Annotated in this window: 21 protein-coding genes; 12 read left to right on the forward strand and 9 right to left on the reverse strand. The window is 59.4% G+C overall.

The annotated features are described in order from the left end of the window. Position 1: 1 nt before the first annotated feature. Entirely contained in the window at positions 2–955 is a 954-nt protein-coding gene (locus ABLV54_RS15575; protein ID WP_023288740.1) for an ABC transporter permease, read from the reverse strand. 18 nt (positions 956–973) lie between these two features. Further along, positions 974–2,641: an ABC transporter substrate-binding protein gene (locus tag ABLV54_RS15580; protein ID WP_023288739.1), complete on the reverse strand. Its 1,668-nt coding sequence runs from the start codon at positions 2,639–2,641 to the stop codon at positions 974–976. A 326-nt stretch (positions 2,642–2,967) separates the two neighbouring features. Here ABLV54_RS15580 and ABLV54_RS15585 point away from each other — a divergent pair, with 326 nt between their 5' ends. Next, entirely contained in the window at positions 2,968–4,083 is a 1,116-nt protein-coding gene (locus ABLV54_RS15585) for a YbdK family carboxylate-amine ligase (protein WP_050533018.1), read from the forward strand. A 47-nt stretch (positions 4,084–4,130) separates the two neighbouring features. Further along, positions 4,131–4,850, forward strand: a complete 720-nt coding sequence (locus ABLV54_RS15590) for a phosphodiester glycosidase family protein (protein WP_050533019.1) — start codon at positions 4,131–4,133, stop codon at positions 4,848–4,850. A 664-nt stretch (positions 4,851–5,514) separates the two neighbouring features. On the opposite strand, the gene ABLV54_RS15595 is transcribed toward ABLV54_RS15590, so the two are convergent. From ABLV54_RS15595 to ABLV54_RS15605, 3 genes are read right to left on the reverse strand one after another with little or no spacing between them, the layout of a single operon-like run. Then, the gene (locus ABLV54_RS15595; protein ID WP_050533020.1) at positions 5,515–8,607 is read right to left on the reverse strand and encodes an efflux RND transporter permease subunit; all 3,093 of its coding nucleotides are present in this window, start codon (positions 8,605–8,607) and stop codon (positions 5,515–5,517) included. A gap of 13 nt (positions 8,608–8,620) precedes the next feature. After that, entirely contained in the window at positions 8,621–9,700 is a 1,080-nt protein-coding gene (locus ABLV54_RS15600) for an efflux RND transporter periplasmic adaptor subunit (RefSeq protein ID WP_050533021.1), read from the reverse strand. 52 nt (positions 9,701–9,752) lie between these two features. Further along, positions 9,753–12,476, reverse strand: a complete 2,724-nt coding sequence (locus ABLV54_RS15605) for a cation-transporting P-type ATPase (protein WP_023288734.1) — start codon at positions 12,474–12,476, stop codon at positions 9,753–9,755. 501 nt (positions 12,477–12,977) lie between these two features. Between ABLV54_RS15605 and ABLV54_RS15610 the strand changes: the two genes are divergently transcribed. Continuing rightward, a complete protein-coding gene (locus ABLV54_RS15610) occupies positions 12,978–13,226 on the forward strand; it encodes a DUF1158 domain-containing protein (RefSeq protein ID WP_002893037.1) in 249 nt (82 codons plus the stop codon). A 17-nt stretch (positions 13,227–13,243) separates the two neighbouring features. Here ABLV54_RS15610 and ABLV54_RS15615 read toward each other — a convergent pair whose 3' ends face one another. Together ABLV54_RS15615 and ABLV54_RS15620 are read right to left on the reverse strand one after the other, a co-directional pair. Beyond that, positions 13,244–13,585, reverse strand: a complete 342-nt coding sequence (locus ABLV54_RS15615) for a RamA family antibiotic efflux transcriptional regulator (protein ID WP_004202492.1) — start codon at positions 13,583–13,585, stop codon at positions 13,244–13,246. Between the two features lie 30 nt (positions 13,586–13,615). Beyond that, the gene (locus ABLV54_RS15620) at positions 13,616–14,731 is read right to left on the reverse strand and encodes an MBL fold metallo-hydrolase (protein WP_072096477.1); all 1,116 of its coding nucleotides are present in this window, start codon (positions 14,729–14,731) and stop codon (positions 13,616–13,618) included. 179 nt (positions 14,732–14,910) lie between these two features. On the opposite strand from ABLV54_RS15620, the gene ABLV54_RS15625 reads away from it, so the two are divergent. The 9 genes from ABLV54_RS15625 to ABLV54_RS15665 all read left to right on the forward strand — a co-directional run bounded on the left by ABLV54_RS15625 (position 14,911) and on the right by ABLV54_RS15665 (position 21,524). Further along, positions 14,911–15,495, forward strand: a complete 585-nt coding sequence (locus ABLV54_RS15625) for a TetR/AcrR family transcriptional regulator (protein WP_023288732.1) — start codon at positions 14,911–14,913, stop codon at positions 15,493–15,495. Continuing rightward, entirely contained in the window at positions 15,492–15,860 is a 369-nt protein-coding gene (locus ABLV54_RS15630; RefSeq protein WP_004202487.1) for an MmcQ/YjbR family DNA-binding protein, read from the forward strand. Before ABLV54_RS15625 ends, ABLV54_RS15630 begins: the two co-directional genes overlap by 4 nt. 119 nt (positions 15,861–15,979) lie before the next feature. Beyond that, entirely contained in the window at positions 15,980–16,633 is a 654-nt protein-coding gene (gene nfsB / locus ABLV54_RS15635) for an oxygen-insensitive NAD(P)H nitroreductase (RefSeq protein WP_023288731.1), read from the forward strand. Positions 16,634–16,881: 248 nt separating this feature from the next. Continuing rightward, positions 16,882–17,316 carry a PTS sugar transporter subunit IIA gene (locus ABLV54_RS15640; RefSeq protein WP_050533023.1) on the forward strand — a complete coding sequence of 145 codons (435 nt, stop codon included), beginning with the start codon at positions 16,882–16,884 and terminating at the stop codon, positions 17,314–17,316. Next, positions 17,309–17,779 (forward strand): PTS sugar transporter subunit IIB, encoded by a 471-nt coding sequence (locus tag ABLV54_RS15645; protein ID WP_023288730.1) that lies wholly within the window; start codon positions 17,309–17,311, stop codon positions 17,777–17,779. The genes ABLV54_RS15640 and ABLV54_RS15645 overlap by 8 nt, the downstream gene beginning before the upstream one ends. Before the next feature lie 14 nt (positions 17,780–17,793). Beyond that, entirely contained in the window at positions 17,794–18,537 is a 744-nt protein-coding gene (locus tag ABLV54_RS15650; protein WP_004183295.1) for a PTS mannose/fructose/sorbose/N-acetylgalactosamine transporter subunit IIC, read from the forward strand. Positions 18,538–18,539: 2 nt separating this feature from the next. Further along, a complete protein-coding gene (locus ABLV54_RS15655) occupies positions 18,540–19,394 on the forward strand; it encodes a PTS system mannose/fructose/sorbose family transporter subunit IID (protein ID WP_004099982.1) in 855 nt (284 codons plus the stop codon). A 17-nt stretch (positions 19,395–19,411) separates the two neighbouring features. Next, positions 19,412–20,473: an SIS domain-containing protein gene (locus ABLV54_RS15660; RefSeq protein WP_050533024.1), complete on the forward strand. Its 1,062-nt coding sequence runs from the start codon at positions 19,412–19,414 to the stop codon at positions 20,471–20,473. Between the two features lie 64 nt (positions 20,474–20,537). Then, positions 20,538–21,524, forward strand: a complete 987-nt coding sequence (locus ABLV54_RS15665) for an SIS domain-containing protein (protein WP_004202478.1) — start codon at positions 20,538–20,540, stop codon at positions 21,522–21,524. 52 nt (positions 21,525–21,576) lie between these two features. Here the strand turns inward: ABLV54_RS15665 and ABLV54_RS15670 are convergent, their stop codons facing one another. Both ABLV54_RS15670 and ABLV54_RS15675 read right to left on the reverse strand, forming a co-directional pair. After that, a complete protein-coding gene (locus tag ABLV54_RS15670) occupies positions 21,577–24,306 on the reverse strand; it encodes a sigma-54-dependent transcriptional regulator (RefSeq protein WP_050533025.1) in 2,730 nt (909 codons plus the stop codon). 96 nt (positions 24,307–24,402) lie between these two features. Continuing rightward, on the reverse strand, positions 24,403–25,437 hold the full coding sequence (locus ABLV54_RS15675) for a DUF2157 domain-containing protein (RefSeq protein ID WP_044521467.1): 1,035 nt from the start codon (positions 25,435–25,437) through the stop codon (positions 24,403–24,405). Between the last annotated feature and the right edge of the window lie 156 nt (positions 25,438–25,593).

Raw genomic sequence — 25,593 nt, forward strand, 5'->3', positions numbered from 1 at the left:
GTCAGCTCCTCTTAATGCGCGGGTCGAGGGTGGTCTGCAGAATATCCACCAACAGGTTAAGCAATACGAAAAACAGCGCCAGCACCCAGATGGTGCCCTGCAGCAGGGGCAGGTCGCGCTGAAAAATGGCGGTGTTGAGCAGCAGTCCGGTTCCCGGCCAGGAGAAGACGGTCTCCACAAGGATCGAGCCGCCCATCAGATAGCCCACCTGCAGCCCCATCACCGCCAGCGCGGTTGGCGCGGCATTTTTCATGACGTGGACAAAGATGCGCGACTCGTTGAGCCCGCGAGCGCGCAGGCCAACGATGAACTCCTGGCTGAGGATATCGGCGACCTGCGAGCGCACGGTGCGGGCGATAATCCCGGTCGGGATCACCGACAGCGTGATGGCCGGCAGCAGCATGAACTGCAGGTGCGCCCAGTCCCATTGCCAGCCCACCTCGCCTATCGGCCCGCCGCCGGTGGCCGGCAGCAGCGCGAACTTGACGCTGCAGAGGATCACCAGCAGCATCCCCAGCCAGTAGTGCGGCACGCTGACGCCAAACACCGACAACACCGAGGCCAGACGGTCAATGACGCTGTTGCGAAAATAGCCGGCGACAAAGCCGAACAGACTGCCGAGGACGAAACCGATCGCCGTCGCCAGCAGCGCCAGGCGCAGGGAGTAGCTTACCGCGGTCATCACCTCGTCTATCACCGGGCGGCCGGTGGCGACCGACATACCGAGGTCGCCGTGCAGCGCCCGCCACAGCCAGTGGATAAACTGCAGGGGCAGCGGCTTATCAAAGCCGTAGGCCTGCATCAACGTCTGGCGCAGCGCCTCCGAGGCGTCCGGCGGCATTACCGACACCAGCGGGTCGCCAGGCGCTATCTGCACCAGCATGAAACAGATCACCGCCACCCCAAGCATGGTGGGGATAGCCAGCAGAATGCGGTATAGCAGCGTATTGATCATCGGTCGCCCCTTTCACGATTACTCTTTTTTGCTCACCAGACTGAGGTCGATAAACCAGCTCTGCGGTTGCACCACCCCGGTCACCGCAGGCGAAATCGCGCGCGGCCCGACGTCGTGGGCGACAAACAGGAACGGCACCTGATCCACCAGCGCGGCGTGCAGCTCGCCGGCGGCTTTATTCATCGCTTCCGGGGTAAAGGCGTGCTTGACGGCGGCGGCCAGTTTTTCCGTCTCCGGGGTGGAGAAGTAGCCCCAGTTGGTCGCCACCGGCGGAAACGCTTTGGCGGTGGAGAAGCGGATCAGGCCAAAATAGGGATCGTTGACCGCGGCGCTGACGTTGATCGCGTCGATCCCTTTTGCCGAGGGATCCCGGGCGCCCAGACGCCAGTTGGTGAACAGGGTGTTCCATTCCACCACTTTGATATCCACATTGAAGAAGCAGCTCTTCAGGCTCTGCTGGATATACTCGTTCATCGGCAAGGGCTGCATCTGCCCGGAGCCGGAAGCCGAGGTCGCCACCGTGACGTGCAGCGGCTTGCCGGCGCTGTATCCGGCCTCGGTCATCAGCTGACGGGCGGCGTCCGGGTCATATTTGATCTGGAAGGTGGGTTTGCCATGCCACGGGCTGTCGGCCTCGTAGACCCCGGTGGCCTCGGTCATATAGCCGCCGAGGTAGCTCTTCAGCTCGGCGCGGTTCAGACACAGGTTGGCCGCTTTGCGCACCCGAATGTCCTGCCACGGGGATCCTTTTTCAAAGGAGAACTGCCAGGGCCACAGGTGCGGCTGGGTGTTGGCGTAGAGGTGAAAACCCTGAGACTTGATCTGATCGATGGCGTCCGGCGCCGGGGCTTCAATCCAGTCCACCTGCTTCGACAGCAGCGCCGCGGTGCGGGCGTTAGCCTCCGGCAAGGGGATCAGCACCACCTTATCCACCCGGGGAATGCGATCTTTATTCCAGTAGTCGGGGTTTTTCGCGAGGATCAGCTGCTGACGCGGCACCAGCTTCTCCAGTTTGAACGGGCCGCTGCCCACCGCATGGGCGGCGAAGGCGGTCCACGCCTGTTTGCTGCGCGCGGCGCTATCGCCCGCGCTGGCCGGCACCGCGTCATACTGCTTCTGCCACGCCGTGGGCGAGACAATAAACAGGTTGGTGATGTTGTACGGCAGCAGCGCGTCCGGTTCCGAGGTGGTCAGCGCCACGGTGTGATCGTCAATTTTCTCCGCGCCGGCGAGGGTCGGCATCCGCGACAGGGTGTTGCCGATCTGACCCGGGGCGTACTGTGGCGCTGCTTTATTGAGCACCTTATCCACATTCCAGACGATGGCGTCGGCGTTCACCTCGCTCCCATCATGAAATTTCACCCCCGGACGCAGGGTGAAAATCCAGCGGCGGGTGTTCTGCGGATCGATGTGCCACTCGGTCGCCAGCCCCGGCACCAGACCGCTGGGCTTTTCCCCTTGCGACAGATCCCACTCCACCAGCGCGTCGTACAGCGGGATGCCGGTAAAGCGGTTGCCCTCATAGCCCTGATCCGGCTGGCCGAGGGTCAACGGAATATCCGCGGCGGTCATGGCGATCCGCAGCGTGGAGGCGTTGGCAGGTAAGGCGGCGCCCGCCAGGGCCAGTGCGCCGCTCACCGCCACGGCGAGACGACCGGCACGCGAAAATAACGTCGTTTTGTGCATCACATGATCCCTGTTAAATAAAGTGTCACTGATTAACAGGCAAAATGCGTACCAGCTCTGGTGCGGGCGGAAATAGGCCGAAACCGACCGATAAAATAAGAAGGACTTATATTATCACCATGATAATTATGGGAAAATAATTCAACCTTATTCTGCCGCACCGCCAGCGGGAAATATGTTGCAGAATTGCACCAGTCGCTATATCGCAAAATTTAAATAATCACGTCGCGTCACTTTTTTATGCTTCCCCCTCCCCCGCCGCGGCGTATTCTCCGCCGGGAACAATCCCTTCTATACTTCAGAGAACACATCGACCGGGAGAGACTATGCCTTTAGCCGATTTTCACCGCTCCGATCCTTTTACCCTCGGTATCGAACTGGAGCTGCAGGTGGTGAACCCGCCGGGTTACGACCTCAGCCAGGATGCCTCGAATCTGATTGCCGACGTCCAGCATGAACTGACCGTGGGAGAAGCCAAGCACGATATCACCGAGAGCATGCTGGAGATCGCCACCGGGGTGTGTCGCGACATCAGCCATGCGCAAGCCCAGCTCAGCGCCATCCAGCAGGCGGTCCAGCGCGCGGCGCTGCATCATCATCTGCAGATCTGCGGCGGCGGTTCGCACCCCTTTCATGCCTGGCAGCGCCAGCAGATCAGCGACAATCCGCGCTATGTCAAAACCGTCGAGCATTTTGGCTATCTGGCGCAGCAGGCGACGGTCTTTGGCCAGCATGTGCACGTCGGCTGCCAGAGCGGCGACGACGCCATCTATCTGCTGCACGGCCTGTCGCGCTTTGTGCCGCATTTCATCGCCCTTAACGCCGCCTCGCCGTGGTTCGACAGCACCGACAGCCGCTTCGCCTGTTCGCGCCTCAACCGCTTCTCCTCTTATCCCGACAACGGCCCGATGCCGTGGGTGGCCGACTGGCAGGGGTTTCGTCGCCTGTTCCGCCAGCTGAGCTACACCAGCATGATCGACAGCATGAAGGATCTGCACTGGGATATCCGCCCCAGTCCGCAGTTTGGGACCGTCGAGGTGCGGGTGATGGATACCCCCCTGACCCTCGCCCAGGCGATCCACATCGCCGGCTTTATTCAGACCCTCGCCTGCTGGCTGTTGACGGAGCGTCCTTTTAAGCACCAGCCTGACGATTATCTGCTGTACCCTTTTAACCGCTATCAGGCCTGCCGCTACGGGCTGGACGGGACTCTCACCGATGTGCGCGGCGGGGAGCAGCGCAGCATCCGCCAGGAGATCCTGCAGCTCGCCGACCGGCTGGCTCCTTTCGCCCATCAGCTGAAGGCGACGGCGGCGCTGGAGGCGGTGGTTCGCCAGGCGAAATCGCCGCACAGCGAGGCGCAGCAGATGCGCGAGTTTATCGCCAACGGCGGTTCGCTTTCCGGGCTGGTGCAAAAACACTGTGAGATTTGGGCGGCATAAGACAGCGAGGCGGGTATACTCGGCGCAGACCATAGAAAGGACCGCCCATGTTATTACGCTGCCTGCTCCCCCTGGCGCTGCTGCCCCTGGCCACCCTCGCCAGCGCCGCCTGTAACCTCACCGACCCGACGCTGACCCTGCAGAGCTATCGGGTGGATGCGCAGAAAGAGCGCATTGCGATGTACTGGCAGGATCGGCACGGCAAAGCCTGGGGTTCCCTGCGTTCGCTGCTGGCGGGTATCGATGGCGATGGCCGGGTGCAGATGGCGATGAACGGCGGCATTTACGATAAGGCCTACGCGCCGTTGGGGCTGTATATCGAAGACGGCAAGCGCCTGACGCCGGTAAACCGCTCCGCCGGCGGCGGGAACTTCTTTATCCGCCCCGGCGGCGTATTCCTGGTGGAGAATGGCCGGGCGAAAATCGTGCCGCTGCCGGCGTTTAAACGCTCTCCCGCCATCCGCTATGCGGTGCAGTCCGGCCCGATGCTGATTGAAAATGGCGCTATCAACTGGCGGCTGAAGCCCTCCGCCAGCTCCCGCAAACTGCGCAACGGCGTTGGCATCGATAAGCAGGGCCGGGTGGTGTTTATGCTCAGCGATCGGGAAACCAACTTCTATGATTTTGCCTGCTATGCGCAGTCAAAGCTTGGGGTGCGGCAGATGCTTTATCTCGACGGCACCCTGTCGAAGATGTACCGCAAAGGCGGCAGCGTGCCGTGGCAGTATCATCCGTTCGTGACCATGATAACGGTGGAGAGGAAATAGCGGGCGCGTTTGGGGGCGGCCATTCCAGCCAGGAGAGTGAATAAATTAACGACAGGCCGGGCAAGGGATTGCCGCCGTGCCCGATGTCCTTGCCCGGTGGCGCTGCGCTTACCGGGCCTACAAAGTCTGCTCGCTATGGTATGGCCCCTGAAAACTACGGGCGTGCAGCGGGGCCGATTCCCGCTGACCCCGGCTCTCCCCCAAGGGAGAGGGGACCGCCCGGCAGTCGTTGCAGCCCCGGTATACACAGCGGGGCCACGGAGAAAGGCACATACAATTTTTAACGGATATATTCTGATCGCTATGGTATGGCCTCTGAAAACTACGGGCGTGCAGCGGAGCCGATTCCCGCTGAAATCGGCGAACCGGAGGTCGGCAGACAAGGGCTGGCCGCCACGGAGGGCGGCCAGAGGCGATTCGAGACACGACGTCGAGTTGAGCCGACCGCAGGCGGACGACCGGGAGGTGAGCGTAGTGCGCAGCACCGATTTCTCTGCGGGACCGGGGGGATTGTAAAGGGGGAGACGGTTTTCTCCCCCTTTACCCGTTCACCAGCGAAGGACTACCCTTTTCTGCCAAACGCAACGTGAACGGAAAATTCCCCCTAACCCCGGCTCTTCCCAAAGGGAGAGGGGACCGCCCGGTCGTCGTTGTAGCGCCGCGCTTACCCCCGCCGATGCGCCCACTCGCGCATACGCTGAAACAGCACATACAGCGAAGGAATAAACAGGATGCCAACCATCGTCGCCACCAGCATCCCGCTGAACACCGTGGTGCCGATGATCCGCCGGCTCTGCGCCCCGGCGCCGGTGGCGAGCATCATCGGCATGATGCCGATAATAAACGACACCGCGGTCATCATCACCGCGCGGAAGCGGCGGGTGGCGCCCTCGCGCGCGGCGTCGACTATCGACAGCCCCTCCTCGCGCCGGCTGCGGGCGAACTCAACGATCAGAATCGCGTTCTTCGCCGCCAGGGCGATCAGCAGCACCAGCCCTATCTGGACATACACATCGTTGGCATAGCCCGCCGTCCACAGCCAGACCAGCGCTCCGCCGATGGCGAACAGCACCGAGAGCATGACGCTCGCCGGCAGCGTCCAGCTTTCATACTGCGCCACCAGGAACAGCCACGCCATCGCCACCGCCGCCAGCACGATCCACACCGCCTGATTGCCGGTCTGCTGCTCCTGCCAGGAGATCCCGCTCCAGGCGTAGTCATACCCCGGCGGCAGATGGGCCTGCAAAATCTGCTCCATGGCCGCCATCGCCGTGCGGCTGCTGACCCCCTCGGCCGCTGAACCGCTCACCGACACGGACGGGAACTGGTTGTACTGCTGAATAAACGGCGCCCCCACCGTCGGCGTAATGGTGACCAGATTGCTCAACCGCACCCGCTCGCCGTCGCGGCTGCGGACGTACAGCTCGCTAATCTGCTCAGCCCGCTCGCGCCACTGCATCTCATTTTGCATCACCACATGATAGACACGGTTGTTAAGACTGAAATCGCCGGCGCGCGTGCCGCCGAACGCCGTCTGCAGGCTGCTGAAGATCTGCGCCACCGGCACATCCAGCAGCGCCGCCCGATCGCGGTCGACCGTCAGGGTCAGCTGCGGCACGTTGCTGCTCCAGGTGGTAAATACCCGGCTCAGCTGCGGATGCTGGTTCGCCAGCTGAAGGATCTCCCGCGTCACCTGCTCCAGCTCCGCCGACGACTGACCGGCCTGCGCCAGAATGCGCAGATCAAACCCCGAGGCATTGCCCAGGCCCGGCAGGGTCGGCGGCGCGAAGGTTATGATCGTCGCCTCCGGCAGCGACAGCAGCTGGCGCTGAATATCCGCCATCACCGTATCCAGCGGCGGCCGCTGATGCCAGTCCTTGAGCATCACCGAGATAAACCCGCCGTTAGCGGCGCTGGTGCCGTTGAGAATGTTGAAGCCGGACACCTGAATCACATCCTCCACCGCCGGGTTAGCCGTCAGCAGCTTGCGCGCCTGGGCCATCACCGCTTCGGTACGCTCCAGCGACGCCGCCTCCGGCAGCTGCACACTGGCAAACAGGTAGCCCTGATCTTCCTGCGGTAGGAAGCCTTTCGGCATCGAGGTGAAGCTGAACGCCACCAGCGCGCCCGCCGCCACCGTCGCCGCCAGCGCCAGCCACGGGCGGCGGTTCATCCACCCCACCAGCCGGCCATAGCCGTCGCGGGTGCCGTCGAGAAGACGGTTAAACGCCCGCCACACTGCCGCCGGCCGGGCGGGTCGCGGGCGCAGCAGCAGCGCGCAGAGGGCCGGGGTCAGGGTTAACGCCACCAGGCTCGACAGGGCCACCGCGGTGGAGAGCGTCACGGCAAACTGCCGATACAGCTCGCCGACGATCCCCGGGAGCAGCGCCACCGGCACAAACACCGCCAACAGCACCAGGGTCGTGGCGATCACCGGCCCGGCGATCTGCCGCAGCGCCTGGGCGGTGGCCTGCAGGCGATCCAGTCCTTCCGCCATTTTGGTTTCGACATTCTCCACCACCACAATGGCGTCATCCACCACCATCGTCAGGGCGAGAATAATCGCGAACAGGCTGAGGGTGTTGGCGCTGTAGCCCAGCAGATAGAGCACCGCAAAGGTGCCGATCAGTGACACCGGGATCGCCAGGGCCACGATCAGCGTCGCCCGCCAGCTCTGCAGGAACAGCGACACCACCACCACCACCGCCAGCAGGGTCAGCGCCAGCGAAACGCCGATCTCTTTGATCGTCGCCGCCACAAAGCGGGTGGTATCGAACTTCACCTCCCAGGTGAGATCCGCCGGAAAGCGAGTGTGCAGGCGGTTAAGCTCTGCGCGCACCGCGCTGGCGACCTGCAGGGCGTTGGCGGTTGGCGTCGGATAGATCCCCAGATAGGCCGACGCTTTACCGTTCAGCTGCGCGCCGGAGCTGTAGCTGCGGGCGCCCAGCTCGATGGTCGCCACGTCGGCGAGGCGCACCAGCTGCCCCTGCGCGCCGCGGCGGAGGATAATCTCGCCAAAGCTGGCCGCCTCGTTCAGACGCCCCAGTCCGTTGATGGTCAGCGTCTGCTGCTGGCCGTTGAACACCGGCGGGGTGCCCACCTGCCCCGCCGCCCCCTGCACATTCTGCTCGCGCAGCGCCTGGGCAACGTCATCCGTGGTGATGTTGAGGGCGTTCATGCGGTCCGGGCGCAGCCAGATGCGCATGCTGTAATCCCGGGCGCCAAACATCTGCACCTCGCCGACGCCGGGCAGGCGGGCCAGCGCCTCGCGCACCTGGGTGCTGGCGTAATTGCTGACAAACAGCGGCGACAGCGTGCCCAGCGGCGAGTAAAGGCTTACCCCCATCAGCAGGTTGCTGGCGCGCTTGCGCACCTGGACGCCATTCTGCTGCACTTCCGCCGGAAGCTGCGCCAGCGCCTGCGCCACCCGGTTTTGCACGTCGATCGCCGCCAGATCGGCATCGGTGCCTGCCGCGAAGGTGATACTCAGGCGGTACGTCCCCTCGTCCGAGCTGGTGGACTCCATATACAGCATATGATCGACGCCGTTGAGCTGGGTCTCCAGCGGGGCGGCGATGGCCTCCGCCACGTCTGACGCGCTGGCGCCCGGCCAGCTGGCGGTGACGTTCACCACCGGGGGCGTGATCGCCGGGTATTGCTCCACCGGGATCAGCTTCAGCGATACCGCGCCGACAAAGGTCAGCAGTAGCGCGATCACCATCGCAAATCGCGGACGACGGATAAAAAAGGTCAGCATCCCCTCTCCTTAGCTAGTTCAGCACCTGCACCGCGGCGCCTTCGCGCAGCCGCTGCGCGCCGTCAGTGATCACCTGCTCGCCCGCCTGCAGCCCTTTCTCGACCGCAAACTGCTGCCCCTGTTGCCCCGCAAGGGTCAGACGACGCTGCCCGGCGGTGTGGTCCGGCTTCAGCACCCAGCTGAAAAAGCCCTGCGGATCCTGCTGCACGGCGGCAGCCGGGATCATCACCCGCGACGACAGCGCTTGCGGACGGAACAGGATCGTCACGCTGCCGCCCGGCAGCAGACGGTGCTGCGGATTGGCAAACTCCGCCCGCACCGCCACGCTGCCGGTGCGGGCGTCGATCCGGTTATCGATGGAGGTCAACACGCCGTCGCGCCGTTTGCCATCCACGTCAATTTGCGCCAGCCATGCCTGCTTCAGGGCGTGGATGTCGGCATGCTGGCCGGTTTTGCTGAAAAACGCGGCTTCGTCGAGGGCAAACGACACCCGTACCGGATCGAGCTGCACGATGTCCGCCAGCACCCCGCTGGACGGGTTGACCAGCGTCCCGACGTGAAAGGCGCTGTGGCCCACCCGCCCGGTCACCGGCGCCGCAATCCGGGTATAACCGAGCACAATCTGCTGAGCCTCGACGCGGGCTTTCGCCTGCTGCACGGCGGCGGCGGCGACGTCGCGCTGCATCCGGGCCGTGTCGAGGTCGTTGCGGCTGATGGAGTGGTTGTTGATGAGCCGCTCATAGCGAGTGAGCAGCTGCTGCGACTGGCGTAGCGAGGCTTCGGCGCTTTTCAGCTCGGCCTGCGCCAGGGCCAGCGCCGCGCGGGGCTGCGCGTCGTCGAGGGTAAACAGCAGGTCGCCCTCGGTCACATACTGCCCGTCCTGGAAGTGGCGCTGAACAATCACCCCTTCGGTGCGCGCGCGAATGTCGACGGCGCGGATCGCCTCGACCCGCCCGGGGATGGCGCGTTCTTCAGCGTGAGGTGCCCGTTCTACCGTGGCGACGCGGACCGGCGCCGCCGGCGCGGCGGTCGCCGTCAGGGCGCTGCCGCCCAGGACGCAGGCCAGCAGCGCAAAGCGAAAGGTGTTAATCATAGAGGATCCTTGCGAAAGTAACGCGCGCCTGCAGCCAGGCGCGCGAGATCGATCAGGCCGTTTTGCGGAACCGGCGCGTCAGACGCTTCTCGACTTCCACCACCAGGAACATGGCGATGCCGATGACCAGGGTGACAAACCAGTAGCGCAGCGGCAGCGCTTCCGTGCCAAACATGCTCTGCATCAGCGGGACATAGATAATCACCAGCTGCATCAGCAGCAGGACACCGGTCACCAGCCAGATGCCTTTGTTGCGCAGCAGGCCCATGCTCAGGGAGAAGCTGTCGCTGCTGCGGCAGTTGATCATGTAGACCCACTGCGCTGTCACCAGCATCTGCAGCAGCACGGTGCGGATAAACTCCGGACTGTGGCCGCGCGGCGCCAGCCAGGCCTCAAGGATAAAGGCGGCGATCGCGATCATCGACCCGACGAAAGCCACCCGCCATACGGCGAAACCATCCATCACGTGCTGGCCGGTTTTACGCGGCGGGCGGTTCATTACGTTGCGCTCCGCGGCCTCAAAGGCCAGGCCGAAGGAGAGCGTCGCCGACGTCGCCATGTTCATCCACAGGATCAGCACCGGGGTCAGCGGAATCATGTTCCCCGCCAGCAGGGCGATGATGATCAGCAGCCCCTGCGCCAGGTTGGTCGGCATGATGAAGAGGATGGTCTTCTTCAGGTTGTCATAGACCCGACGGCCCTCTTTTACCGAGCTGGCGATGGTGGCGAAGTTATCATCGGTCAACACCATGTCAGCCGCCTCTTTGGTGACTTCGGTGCCTTTGATGCCCATGGCGATACCCACGTCGGCCTGGCGCAGCGCCGGCGCGTCGTTGACGCCGTCGCCGGTCATGCCGACCACTTCGCCGTTATCCTGCAGGGCTTTCACCAGGCGCAGCTTATGCTCCGGGCTGGTGCGGGCAAAGATGTCGTACTCCACCGCCGCCTTCGCCAGCGCCGCATCGTCCATGTGCTCCAGCTGGTAGCCGGTCATGGCCTGGCTGCTGTTGGTGATCCCCAGCATCTGGCCGATGCTCATCGCCGTCTGCGGGTGGTCGCCGGTGATCATCTTCACGCGGATGCCGGCGGTCTGGCAGGCGTGGATAGCGTCAATCGCTTCCGGACGCGGGGGATCCATCATCCCGGCGATGCCGAGGAAAATCAGTCCCTCCTGCAGATCCTCATGGTTCAGCGTGGTGGCATCAACGCTGGCCGGCTTACAGGCCGCCGCCACCATGCGCAGCCCCTGACGGGCGAAGCGCGCCATCTCCTCTTCCCAGTACTGCGCCTCGAAGGGCACCGCGCCCTGGCGGGTCATCTGCTCGCGGCACATGGCGAAGATAACGTCCGGCGCACCGGTGATCAGCACCCGGGCGTCGCCATCGATGTGCTGCAGCGTGGACATATATTTGTACTGCGAGTCAAAAGGGATCTTGGCCACCAGACGGGCCTCCACCGCCGGGAGCTGCGCTTTCGCCGCCAGCACCTTCAGCGCCCCTTCGGTTGGCCCGCCGGTGATCCCCCACAGGCCGCGCTCATCCTGGGTAAGCTGGCTGTCGTTGCACAGGTCGATGGTGCGCAGCCAGGTCTCCAGCACGGTACCCGGCTGAACCTGCACGGGCTCATCGCTCCCCTCAAGGAAGATCCGCCCCTGCGGCTCATAGCTGTCGCCTTCCACCCGGTAGCAGCAGTCGGCGGTGATGATCGCCTTGACGGTCATTTCGTTCATCGTCAGGGTGCCGGTTTTATCCGAGCAGACCACGGTCATGGCGCCAAGGGTTTCCACGGTCGGCAGCTTACGGATAATCGCCCGCTTGCGCGCCATCGTCTGCACGCCGAGCGACAGAATAATCGAGATGATCGCCGGCAGTCCCTCCGGTACCGCAGCCACCGCCAGGCTAATCAGCGACAGCAGCAGTTCGCCCATCGGGATATCCCGCAACGCGAGGCTGAAAATAAACAGCGCCACCATCATGGCGAGGATAATGACGAAAATCGCTTTGCCGAGCTTATCCATCTGCACCAGCAGCGGGGTGCGGTGCTTCTCAATGCCCGCCATCATCTGGTTGATATGGCCGAGTTCGGTCTGCGCGCCGGTGGCGGTCACCACGCCGACGCCGCCGCCGGCGCTGACGGTGGTCCCGGAGAAGACCATGTTCACCCGGTCGCCCAGCGGCAGGTCGCCCTCCAGCGCGTCGGTGATTTTATCCACCACCGTCGACTCGCCGGTGAGGATCGCCTCTTCCACCCGCAGGTTGTGCGTTTCAATCAGCCGCATGTCCGCCGGCACGCGGTCGCCGGCGCGCAGGATAACGATATCCCCCGGAACCAGGTCGCGCGTCGGGATAGTCTCATGTTTGCCGTTACGCTGGACGCGGGCATCGCTGGAGAGCATGTTGCGGATCCCCTGCAGGGATTTTTCGGCGTTGCTCTCCTGGATATGGCCGATCAGGGCGTTAATCACCGTCACGCCAAGGATCACCAGGGTATCGACCCAGTGACCCATGATGGCGGTGAGCGCCGCAGCGGCCAGCAGCACATAAATCAGTACGTCGTTAAAGTGGGCGAGAAAGCGCAGCCAGGCCGGTTTTCCCTTCTTTTCCGGCAGCGCGTTCGGCCCGCAGGTATTCAGGCGCTCGGCGGCGTCTGCGGAACTTAACCCAGCGGCCTGGCTTTTGGTCTGCGCCAGCACTGCGTCAACGGTCTGCTGCCAGACCTGCCGTGGCGCGGTGTCGCCCGAGGGCGTCGTAAACTTTGGGTTATTCATCTTGGTCAAATTACATTTTCCTTATAAATTCCGTGAGTCGGAAAGCCTGAAATCATTCCTGGCCAATGCAATCAAAGGTGGCGAAAAAGCCGATAAAAATGTGAACCATTACAAGCCTAAATTTTTCGCAAAATAAAAAATATGTGGTAAGTTAATTCCACGAACCAACTATTACAGAATATTAATAAACCAAAACTAAACGAGGTCAAATATGTTTGGAATCTACCGCGGACGCCGTCTGGCGCTGTACATCCTGCTGGCCATCATCGCTGCCACGCTGGTGGGGTATAGCACTTATAGTTTTGTAAAAGCGCTGGCATAATAATGACGTTAATTTACAAGTAACGGGATTTAATTTAATTACAAATTATTTCAGATTAATTAACATGCGAAGACAACGCAGGCAATAATATTAAAAAGAGGCGCATTAAGGCGAGTAAAATACAAAGCATATTGCGTTAGGTGTTATTTTGCCGGACAATATGTTTTTTAACTGATGATTAACATGACATGAAACATCCGCTGGAAACGCTCCTCTCCGCCGCCGGGATCTTACTGCTGGCCCTGCTCTCCTGTCTGCTGTTGCCCGCGCCGTCGCTGGGCCTGACGCTGGCGCAAAAGCTGGTTGAGACATTCCATATGATGGATCTCAACCAGCTTTATACCGTGCTGTTTTGTCTGTGGTTCCTGGCGCTGGGCGCCATTGAGTATCTGGTGCTGCGCTGGGTGTGGCGTCGCTGGTTTTCCCTCGAACGCTAAATCAGGAAGGGCGCGCCTCAGTGGGCGCGGCTGTGGTTCTCTTTACGGTAGGCGCCCGGCGGCAGATTGAAGGTCCGGGTGAAGACGCGGGTAAAGGTCTGCTGCGAATCGAAGCCATACTTCAGGCAGATATCGTAGACCCGCTGATCGGTGTCGCGCAGATCGCGGGCGGCCAGCAGCAGCTTCCTTTCGCGTATATAGCGCCCCAGGCTCTCCCCTTTATACTGTAAAAACAGCCGTTGCAGATGCCATTTCGAATACCCGGCATGGCGAGCGATATCATCAATACGCAGCGGTTGATGCAGGTTGTCATCAATCCACTCGACGATAGTGTCAATCACCTGAGCGGAAATCGTCATATGCTCTCTCCTCTGATACTGCACTGGCGCTTAGCGCCACCAGGCGTTAAATGATTGCGTCTTATCGGCGACCCACACCGGCTCGCCCTGCACAGGCGTCAGCAGACGCCAGGCCCTTCCTTCGCTGGCAGCCGCCAGCCGTTGATACGGTTCATCCCAGCTATGTTTCGCCAAAACGAATCGTCCTGCATGCCCAGGCAGCACCGCGCGAGCGCGCAGGTCGTCAGCAGCCTGAGCCGTTTCATCCGGCATCATGTGGATATATTTCCAGTCCTGGTCATACTGTCCGTTCTCCATGATCGCCAGATCGATCGGACCGAACTCATCGCCTATCGCTTTAAAGTGCGGCCCATACCCGCTGTCGCCGCTGTAATAAATCTTTTGCTGCGGGGTAACGAACAGAAAACTGGCCCACAGCGTCTGGTTGCGCTTCAGCCCACGGCCGGAAAAGTGCCGCGCCGGCAGGACGTGGACGGTGAGCTCGTCGCTAACCGGAATCGCCTGCTGCCAGTCCGCTTCGGTAATCAGCGCCCCGTCCATTCCCCAGTAGCGCAGGTGCGACCCAACCCCCAGCGGCGTAATGACCCGCTTAATTTTCGGCAGCAGAGCGCGGATGGTGGCGTAATCCAGATGGTCGTAGTGATCGTGGGAGACGATCAGCAGATCGATCTCCGGCATCCCTTCCGCCCGCCACGGATAATCGCCGGGGAAGGCTTTATTGATAAAGGAGAACGGCGCCGCGTAATCGCTGAACACCGGGTCGATCAGGATGCGATTTCCCGCCAGCTGCAGATACCAGGAAGAGTGGCCGAGCCAGACCATCACGTCCTGCCCGAGGGGCAGCGTCGCCAGATCGGTTTTCACCAGCGGCAGCGGCTGCGCGGGACGGGCGTTTTCCCGTTTGGTCATCAAAAAATCCCACCACGCCGCCAACATATTTTTCTGCCCGGTGAATCCCGGCGTGGGCAGTTGGTTATGGAACTGGCCGTCCCGGTAGTGGGGAGACGCTTCCACCTGGCTAAGCTGTGCCCCCTGCGGCGCCTTACCAAAACCGGCATTGAGGACAAACGGCAATGTCGTTGCTGCTGCGAGTAACATGATGGCGACCACGCTGAAAGTGACACGGTTCATATCCTGACCAGACAAAAGCCCCCATCCCGGAGGCTTTATGATATAACTTGATTATGAGTGAGTACGCACTCATTATTAGGAATGTGATGAAAGTCGTCAAGACGATTTTCAATTTTTGCGTTCCGCCGTTGCAGCGACCTGGTCAGACGTGCAAAGATCGGCGGTTTGTTTAAACCTGCGTGAGGAAAAATGTAGTGGCTCGTCCAAAGAGTGAAGATAAAAAGCAAGCGTTACTGGAAGCTGCCGCCGCGGCTTTCGCCCAGTCCGGCATCGCCGCCTCAACGTCGGCCATCGCCCGCAGCGCCGGGGTTGCCGAGGGGACGCTGTTTCGCTATTTCGCCACCAAGGATGAGTTGCTCAACGAACTGTACCTCGCCATTAAGCTGCGCCTGGTGCGGATGATGATCGCCGGGCTGGATCCGGACGAAAAGCGCCCGAAAGAGAACGCGCGCAATATCTGGAACAGCTATATCGACTGGGGCGTGCGCAACCCGATGGAGCACAAGGCGATCCGCCGGATGGCGCTCAGCGAGCGCATCACGGACGAAACCCGCCGCCAGGTGAAAGAGAGCTTTCCGGAGCTCAACGAAATGTGCCAGCTGTCGGTGAAAGAGATATTCCTCAGCGAAGCGTATCGCGCCTTTGGCGATGCCCTGTTTCTGTCGCTGGCGGAAACCACTATCGAATTCGCCAGCCACGATCCGCAGCGCGCCCGGGAGATTATCGCCCTTGGCTTTGAAGCCATGTGGAACGCCCTGCATGAGGCGGATGCCAAATGACGCCGGAAACGCTGCACCCCTGCGCCCACCGTATCGCCCTGACCTACCCGTTTACCGAGCACTGCTGGCCCTTTGGGCCGGAGTACGACGTGTTTAAGGTCGACGGCCGCATCTTTATGATCACCATGACCATTCGCGGCCGGGCGCTGGTCAACCTCAAGGCCGAGCCGCAGAAGTCGCTGCTCAATCAGGAAATTTATCGCAGTATCGAACCGGGCTACCATATGAACAAGAAACACTGGATCACGGTGGTGCCGGGGGACGACATCAGCGAGGATCTGCTGGCCGAGCTGATTGACGACTCATGGCATCAGGTGGTGAACAAGCTGAGCAAAAAGGCCCAGCAGCGCCTGCGTCCGCGCTGATTTTCAGCCAAACGCGATAAGTGTTATCGCATTTTTCACCCTTATCATTTGGCGATCTTCGCTGTACTCTTCCTCTCCTGAACGCACCGGTAAGGTGCTGTAAACTGTGAGGAAGAGTTATGGATATCGTATCGGTCGCTTTGAAGCGCTATTCCACCAAGGCCTTTGACGCCACGAAAAAGCTGACTGCCGGGGAAGCGGAACAGCTGAAAACGCTGCTGCAGTACAGCCCGTCTAGCACCAACTCCCAGCCGTGGCACTTTATCGTCGCCAGCACCGATGAAGGGAAAGCCCGCGTGGCGAAAGCCGCCAGCGGTACCTACGTGTTCAACGAACGTAAAATTCTCGACGCCTCGCACGTGGTGGTGTTCTGCGCGAAAACCGCGATGGACGACGCCTGGCTGCAGCGCGTCGTGGATCAGGAAGAGGCCGATGGCCGTTTCGCCACCCCGGACGCAAAAGCCGCTAACCACAAGGGTCGCACTTTCTTTGCCGATATGCACCGCAAAGAGCTGAAGGATGACGATCAGTGGATGGCGAAGCAGGTGTATCTCAACGTCGGCAATTTCCTGTTGGGCGTAGCGGCGATGGGTCTCGACGCCGTGCCGATTGAAGGGGTTGATTTTGCGATCCTTGATGAGGAATTTGACCTGAAAGCCCAGGGCTACACCAGCCTGGTGGTGGTCCCGGTCGGCCATCATAGCGTTGAAGACTTTAACGCCTCCCTGCCGAAGTCGCGTCTGCCGCAGTCGACGACGATTACCGAGATTTAATTCCCTTCTGCCGGGAACGCCCGGGCCATGGCGCAGCAGCGTCTCGCCCGGGACTTTCTTCCCCCACTCTTTCCCCCTCTTTTTCTGCCGTTTGTGCCAGGTTTCTGGCGCTAATAAGCCCGCTTGTGCCAGGAATAACGTCTTTAGTGTGAACTAGCCGCTTTAATTAATTGATAATTAATATTTTTTATTTCTGGCACGCCCTTTGCTCTTAACAGATACCGCTATCTGGATGAAGGAGAAACCGGGTGAAACATATCTATGTGGCCAGCCACGGCCATTTTGCTCGCGGACTGGTGAACAGTTTGTCGCTGCTGATTGGCGACGAACACGGCGTTATCCCGGTCTGCGCCTATGACGAAGATATCGTGACCACCGAACAGCTGGAGCAAACCCTGGATCATCTCATCGTCCAGGCGAATGGTGATGAAGTGGTGATCTTTACCGACCTGCTTGGCGGCAGTATCAACAATAGCGCCGTGAGCGTCTTGATGCGTCATCGTAACGTTTTCGTGGTCGCCGGCATCAATCTGACTCTGCTCCTGGAGTTTCTGCTGTGCGAAGAAGCCACTACCGAGGCCGCGATTGTCTACGCCACCAGCGCGGCGCGTGAATCCATTGTTTTCATCAACCCTCTACTAACACAACCATCCTCTGACCCACAGGGAGAATCTCATGATTAAACTCGTGCGCATTGATTATCGGCTGCTGCACGGCCAGGTGGTTTTTGCCTGGACCCGAGCGCTGGATATCGACCATATCATCGTCGCCAACGCCAAAGCCGCGGCGGATGCCTTCATTACGATGTCGCTTAACCTGGCCAAGCCGGCGGGCGTCACGCTGGACATCGCCACCGTTGAACAGGCGGCGGAAAAGCTTAACGGCGGCAAGTTGGATCATAAAAAAGTCATGGTGGTCCTTGGCAATACTGCTGAAACCCTCGCGCTGGTAGAAAAAGTCCCGGGAATTAGCGCAATTAATTACGGCGGTCTGCCACAGAAGGAAGGGGCAAGACAATTCGGCAAGGCCATCTATCTGACCGAAGAGGAAATCGCCCATAGCAGAGCGCTAAAAGAAAAAGGCATTCGGCTGGAGATGCGTCAGGTACCCGCCCACTCGGCTGAACTCCTTAACGACCAACTTTAACTTCGGAGGTCACTATGTTGCTCACCGCAACGTTACTCGGACTGATTGCCGCCCTGGGGATCCTCGATGGCCGCCTGCTTGGGGTATCGATGATCGACCGGCCGCTGGTGATGTGCGCCCTCACCGGTCTGGTCTGCGGCAATCTGCATGAGGGGATTCTGATTGGCGCTACGCTGGAGCTTATTTTCCTCGGCAACGTCGCCATCGGCGCCGCGCACCCACCCGATATCGTGACCGGCTCCGTACTGGCGACCGCGTTTTCGATCATGTCCGGCCGCGGTCCGGAGGCTGCGCTTACCATCGCCATTCCTGTTTCAATGCTGGCGCAGACGCTGGGCATCCTGGTGCGCGTGGTGAACGCCCGCTTCGGTCATCTGGCGGATCGCTATGCGGCACAGGGTAATACCCGAATGGTCGGCCTGATGCACCTCGCCGGTCCGACGCTACTCTATTTTTTAAACGGATTTCTACCGGTTTTTTTCGCCATCCTGCTTGGCTCTTCGGCGGTAAGCTGGTTCCTTGAGGCGATTCCGCCGGTGATAACCAACGGATTGATCGTCGCCAGTAAGATCCTGCCGGCGCTCGGCTTCGCCCTGCTGATCAGCATGATGCTCAGCAGCAAACTTATGCCGTACCTCGGTCTGGGCTTTCTGATAGCGGCATATACCAAACTGGATATCATCGCCATCGCGCTATTCGCCGTGGTGTTGGCTTTTATCATCAGCCAGTTTCTTAATCTTAAGCAGCAGGAGAGCTAATCATGAGTGAAATGACGCAGACCCTGTCAGGCGCCGCCCAGCCGCAAAGCGATGACGCAAGCCGGGTCACCGCTCGGGATTTACGCAGCGTGTTCTGGCGCTCCTTTACGCTGCAGGGCTCGTGGAACTACGAGCGCCAGCAGCATATGGGCTACGCCTTCGCAATGTCGCCGGCCCTGAAGCGCATCTATCAGGACCCGACGGAACTGGGGCGCGCCCTGCAGCGCCATCTGGTACTGTTTAACACTACGCCGCACCTCTCCACCTTTATCTTCGGCTTGTCGATCGCTATGGAAGAGGAGAATCAACGCAATCCCGAATTTAATGAAGAATCAATAAACGCGATTAAAACCAGCCTGATGGGGCCTCTGGCGGGTATCGGTGACTCCATATTCTGGGGGTCATTGAAGGTGATTGCCGCCGGGATGGGGATTTATTTCGCCCAGCAGGGCAGCCTCCTGGGACCGATAATGGCGTTGTTAGTTTATAACCTACCGCATCTGTTGTGCCGCTGGTATGGGCTGAAGCTCGGCTATCGGGCTGGCACCACCTGGCTGATGCGGATTTACCAAAGCGGACTCATGGATCGGGTCACCTATATCGCGTCAATCGTTGGCCTGATGGTCGTCGGCGCGATGACCGCCAGTATGATAGATATCACCACCCCGCTCAGCTTCACTGCCGGGCAGACGACCATGAAGGCGCAGGAGTTTATCGACAAAATACTTCCTTCTCTGCTGCCTCTGCTTTTCACCCTTGGGATGTACAAGCTGATCCGTAAGGGAGTCAACATCAACTGGATCCTGTTAGGCACCATCGCGTTTGGCATGGCGGCCAGCGCGTTAGGCCTGCTTTAAAAAGAGGAATATTACCCATGCACGTAGAAGACTATATGAATGAAACCCCCGCTCGCCTGCTCGCTATGCTAACGCAGACGCGGGAAGATCTCTGGCAAGCGGCGAAAGCGCTGGCGGATCGCGGGATCTCTCGAATCATCCTGACCGGTTCCGGTACGTCTTACCACGGCGCGCTGACCGCGCGGTCGTTTATGCAGCAGTGGTGCGGCATCCCGGTCGATGTGTACTGGCCCTTCCTGCTGGACGAGACGGCTCTATCCCTCAGCGACAAAGCGCTGGTCATCGGCATTTCTCAGGGAGGCGGTAGCCTCTCTACTCTCGCCGCAATGGAGCGCGCCCGGGCAGCCGGGCACCTTACCGCTTCCATGGCCGGGGAAGCGCCAGCTGCCATCGACCAGGCGGCAGATTTGATCCTGACGGTCCCCTGTGGAGAAGAGCGCGCCGGCGCCAAAACCAAAGGGTATCACTGCACCATACTCAACCTGATACTGCTTGCGCTTGCCGTCGCCAGTCGCCAGCAGCGCCTGAGCGATGAGGAGCGCAAGGCGCTACTCGTCCGCATGGAGAGGACGTTCAATCATTTGCCGACGCTCATTGAGGCCTCGCAGGCGTGGGTTCTCAATCACGCCCGGCCGCTTATCGACAGCGCGGACATTCGCCTGACCGGTCCGGCAGGGCTGTTTGGCACCGTTCAGGAAGGTGCGCTAAAGATGCTTGAAACGCTACGCTGTCCGGTTGCCGGTTACGAATTTGAGGAGTTCATCCACGGGATCTATAACGCCTTCGACGAACGCTCTACCCTGATCATGCTCGATCCGTTTCCCGATGAGCGTCAGGATCGCCTGGCGGAAATACTTGGCGGCTGGACTCAGCATATTTATCGCATTGGTCCACAAGTCGAAAATAACGGCAAAAATATGCCCTTCGCATTTATTAACGATCCCGACTTTGCGATCTTTGAATATATTATTCCGTTACAAATGGTTTGTGCCCAACTGCCGCCAGTGAAGGGCATCGATCCCGCAATACCGAAGGATCCGCAGTTCCACCAGAAAATGAAAAGTAAACAACCCAATTAATTGACGCATAGTAAAAGTTATCCGCTATTCAGCGGAGGACCCGTTACATCCCAAGGAGACCAATATGTCTATAGCTCATAAAAACGCACATACTATTATTCGCGATATTTTATCTAAGCAGCACATTGAGCGGGTATGGTTTGTCGGCTGCGGTGGTTCATTAACCGGTTTCTGGCCGGGGAAATATTTTCTCGATTGTGAAGCGAAAAAGCTGGCCGTCGGCTATGTGACCAGTAATGAATTTGTCCACGCGACGCCGAACGCGTTAGGTAAAAACAGCGTAGTGATCCTCGCCTCGCAGCAGGGCAACACCGCTGAAACGGTGGAAGCCGCCCGCATCGCGCGTCAGAAAGGCGCCGCCACTATTGGACTGGTATATACCCCCGGCACGCCGCTGTGCGAACACAGCGATTACACTATTGAATACTGCTGGGCGCGCTATCCCGAAACCGTCGATCCGACGCAGCAAAAAGCGGCATACAGCCTGTGGCTGGCGCTGGAAGTGCTTGCGCAAACTGAGGGATACGCCCATTACGATGAGATGGTCAGCGCCTTTGCCAGTTTTGAATCCGTGGTACGCGGCGCTCAGCAGCAGGTTCAGGCGGATGCGCGCCATTTTGCCGAAGCCTGGAAGAGCGAAAAGGTCATCTACATGATGGGCAGCGGCCCCTCATTCGGCGCCGCGCATCAGGAATCCATCTGTATTCTGCTCGAGATGCAGTGGATTAACTCCGCCAGCATCCACAGCGGCGAGTATTTCCACGGCCCCTTTGAGATTACCGAAGCGGGAACGCCGTTTATTTTATTAAAAAGCAGCGGCCGCACCCGCCCGCTGGATGACCGCGCGATCCGCTTTATCGAACGTTACCAGGGAAAACTGCAGATTATTGACGTGGAAAAGGTGGGAATCGACACACTGCACGCCAGCGTGCGCGAATATTTCTGCGGCCTGCTGCACAACTGCGTACTGGATGTTTACAACCTGGCGCTGGCCACCGCCCGCAACCATCCGCTGACCACCCGCCGCTATATGTGGAAAGTCGAATATTGATTCGCTAACCGCCTTCCAGCCCCGGCGTAATTCTCCGGGGCTGCGTTGAGGATTACCAGCTAAAATCTTCAATACGTAATTCAAAAATATCGTGAATATAGCCAATTTCCGCTACCGGCAGCGCCACGTTATAGAGTATTTTTAGGCGCTGGAACGAGTGATTGACCATGGCAATAAATTCGCCATGCTGGCGGGTAAATTGCTCAAGATCTTTATAATGGCTAATTTCATTACGCATTACCAGACGCTCAATCATACAGCTGAGATGCACATATAAACTGATAATTAAGTTATTATTAAAATGAAAACCAAGCGTATTTTGCCACTCAGCGATAATGGTTTCGATATGACCCATGGTTTTTCCGGCATTCAGTATCGTCAGAGAGTTGACAACGTTATGCAGCGAAAACTCACGTACCATATTTTTATTAATCAGCGCAATTTGCTTTTCATTAAGATAGCCGCTTAAGAGCTGACTCAGATGTCGATGCCCCTGCTCGCCAAGTAGTTCCTCAATGCCAACCCAGGGCACTCCGGCCAGCTGCGGGTCGTGGGTACCCACGACCGCAATAACTTCATACTGGTGGAGCAACGATACCGCCGTACGACTGTTTTTTAAGCGCGTATACTCGCAGGCGATGATGTTAATATCAAAATCGTTGAGCAGGCTCTTCTCCATCAGATTTTTAAATTTAAATGCGGTACCGATACCTGTAATACAGGTCACCAGCAGCGCACGCTCTTTTTTTTCTGCGGGCCAGAACACATCCCAACGCGACTGATTAAGCGGCACGATCTCTTCGGCGATTTGTTCGATGTTTTTTTCCAGCGCGATCTCGCTGGCAACATTCAGCGCCATGCGGGTCGTGACGTTATCCACCACCACCAGCGGGCCGTTAATCACCGACAAAAGCGCATCGGCAATCTCCTTTGTGTAGCCCATATCAATAAGCACCATCACACCCGCACGCGTGTCCGTATGCTGGAGATAATCAACCACGGCGCGACTGACGTCGCTGAACGCCACCTCCATCGGCATATCCATGGCCTGGTAGATGTTCTCGCCAATCAGGCGGTTGGCAACGCCGGCAATGCTGCTGGCGGTCGAATAACCGTGGGCGATTATCAGCGCTTTCACTTTTCCGCCGCTGGTCGCATCGATAGCATTACTGACAATGGCGGTAATCGCCAGACGGTCAAGCGTATCGATGAGCAGATCGTATTTGTTATTGACGACATCCAGTAGTTTCCCCGCGATACGCTGCGCCAGCCCCGCTGAGGACTCCAGCCAGCGCTGCATCACCAGACGCGCGGGCTCGGCAACGCTGCGCGGCGCCAGAGGAAGGCTGGTCAGGTAGCGGCCAGTAAGATAGGCGAATTCGGCATTCAGCTGGAGATCGTAATTGGCGGCGATCGCCTTGCCCACATCCTCAATAAAGCGCAGCCGCTTGTCCTGAAGAGAGACCGCGCTCTCCTGATTCATCAACGCATCGAGATAGAGCGTCACGTTTTGATAAATGAGCTTTTCAAAGGTCCGCACGCTAATATTATCCTGAGCCAACTCCTCGCACAGGCTACAAATATTTTCCGTTAGCCGTTGGTATTCATGGTGACGACCAGAAAAAAGAGGCTGCGCATCGCCATCGCGGTAAATCATCACCCGCTCGCTATTTTGCTGAAGGGAAAAAGGCGCATCCGCCAGTAATCGGTCGGGCAGCAAACCCGCTTTTATGTGTAAAAGACCGCTATCACGTTCGCCAAATGTCCAGGCGCTGGCGCAAATATTGCGAATCAAATTTTCCAGCCCACCGACATTTCCTTCAAGCGTTTCACGCATTAGCTGGCTGACGATTTCGCCATCCAGCGCAAGATCGTGGTTCAAACGCTGGGCTTCACGACGGAAAAAGTGGTGGATAAACGCCAGCCGCTCGAATTGGCCGCGTTCAGCGATCGGCAGAATTTTTACAATCACCGGAATACGGCGAATAAAGGTCGCCAGGAAGTGTTTTTCCAGATCCTCGGTTGAAGCAAAAATTAGCCGCACCGTCGCGCTGCGCTCGTCGGTGCTCTCCCCCAGCCGGCGCCAGCTACCGTTATCCATAAAATGAAACAGCTTTTCCTGACCTTCGGGCGGCAGCCGATGAACCTCATCGATAAACAACACCCCGCCGTTGCTGGTCTCGATAAGACCAGGAACGGCTTTATCGGCGCCGGTAAAGGCCCCCTTCGCATGACCAAATAACTTCGAGGTCAGTAGTTCTGGATTATTCGCGTACTCGGCGCAGTTAAATACGGTAAAAGGCGCATCGGCAGGTAAAATACCTTCATCTATTGCGTAGTGCCAGAGCTGGCGAGCTAGAAAACTTTTCCCGGTGCCGGTGGGACCGCGCAGCAGAAGCGGCAGACCTGCGCCAGGGTAGCTGATGGCAGCCTTGCACTGGCGCAATGCTTCCTGCAGGCTGCCCTGCGCGCCAATCAGCTGCGCCAGACTATCCTGACGCTCCGCGCACAGCGCCTGAATGGAGGCGTATTCGCCGTGCCGAACCGCCAGCCGGTGATGATCGCGCAGAACGGTAACGGGTAAAAACAGCACCGGGCGACCGTTCACTTTGACCACCCGCTGCTCGCGATGAAGATTATTCAGATGATGGCTGATGATGCTGCGTTTTTGCTTCAAGCTATCGGCGATGGCCATAGCGTTAAACTCGCCCAGCGCTTCCGCCGTCAGCGCTCGCCCGGCGATCCGTTGTTCTAGCTGGCGAAAAATCGACTCCTTGTTCATCTCGCTCCCCTGTCAAAAGCGTAAAATTCGCTTATACGACAATTCGCGCAGGACGTCGCTGCCGCCAGCCACACTTCTTTAAAAGCGCTTAATTTTTCATGGTTTAACGTTCCCCGCGTGCCAGATGCGCTCGGCATAACGGCCAATTACCGCCAGCGAGACGGCAAGGATCAGGAAAAACAGAACCTTGTGCATCCCGTTCCAGAAAAACTCAAAGAAGCGGGTATAGAGATTGATCGCCAGGAAGGTTAACCCAAAGCCGCGCAGCATTGCGTCATCGGTTTTCAGACTGATAAAAATGCAGACGCCGGCCGCCGCGGCAAACAGCAGCCCCCACGGCAGGAGTCGCGCCTGGCTTACGTTGTACCAGCTGTCAGCGTCGTAATTGCCGAAAATCGACAGGATCCACAGCGCAATAAACAGATACGTGAGACCCATCGCCTTGCTGACGGTAAACAGCTGCCGCTGGCGAAGCAGGGACTGCGCGCCGTAGCAGAGCGCCAGCAGCGCGCCGCCGAACAGGACGAAGCGAATCGGGTAATTCATGCCCAGCCAGTAGGCGCCCCACCCCGAGACATAGCCGGTTTCCGCGCCAAACCAGTTGCCCAGCGCCAGCAGAAAAAAGAGCCACACCAGCCCGGAGCGGGCAGCATAGCCGATAGCGCCGTAAATCACGCATCCGGCCAGAAACAGCGGCGCGATATGGCCGCTGCCGTTATCCAGCCGTTCGCCAAGCTGCCATAGCGCCACCGCGGTAAAGACAACGCCCAGAAACAAAATCGCCTCGGTGCTGTAGTGCCACTGCGTTTCCCGCCGCTGGCGGCGAAAACCCCAGGCGTAGCAGGCGACAGCCAGCAGCGCAGGCAGCAGGATCCGCGTCAGCGCCGAGCGGCTGAACAGGCTCAGCAGCCACGCCACCAGTTCATTGTCGGCGAACAGACTGCCCAGAGCAATCAGCACGCAGGCCAGCGCGGTCCAGAAGGCATAGCGGCTCAGACGCCGCCAGTCGAAGGGGGAGACGCGCAGCGTTTGCGCCAGCCGCTGGCTGTCCGCCGGGGTTAACTCCCCGCTGGCCTGCCAGGCGTTCAGCGCGCGCTGAATAATGCGCTGCTCTTTTCGGGTTACGTTCATAGGCATTCCTTGAGACTGATGACAAACCTGTTTTCGCTAATGTGCTCGCCTTTTTGCGGGTGGCAGTTGCGCCTGACCCGGCTTAACTAACCATTTATATATCAGATTGTTACCCATCAACCTGGGCCCGCGTAAGCGCTGCGCCGCCGGGCATGA

Source organism: Klebsiella sp. JB_Kp042, assembly GCF_040065275.1.
GTDB classification, from domain to species: Bacteria; Pseudomonadota; Gammaproteobacteria; order Enterobacterales; family Enterobacteriaceae; genus Klebsiella; species Klebsiella quasipneumoniae.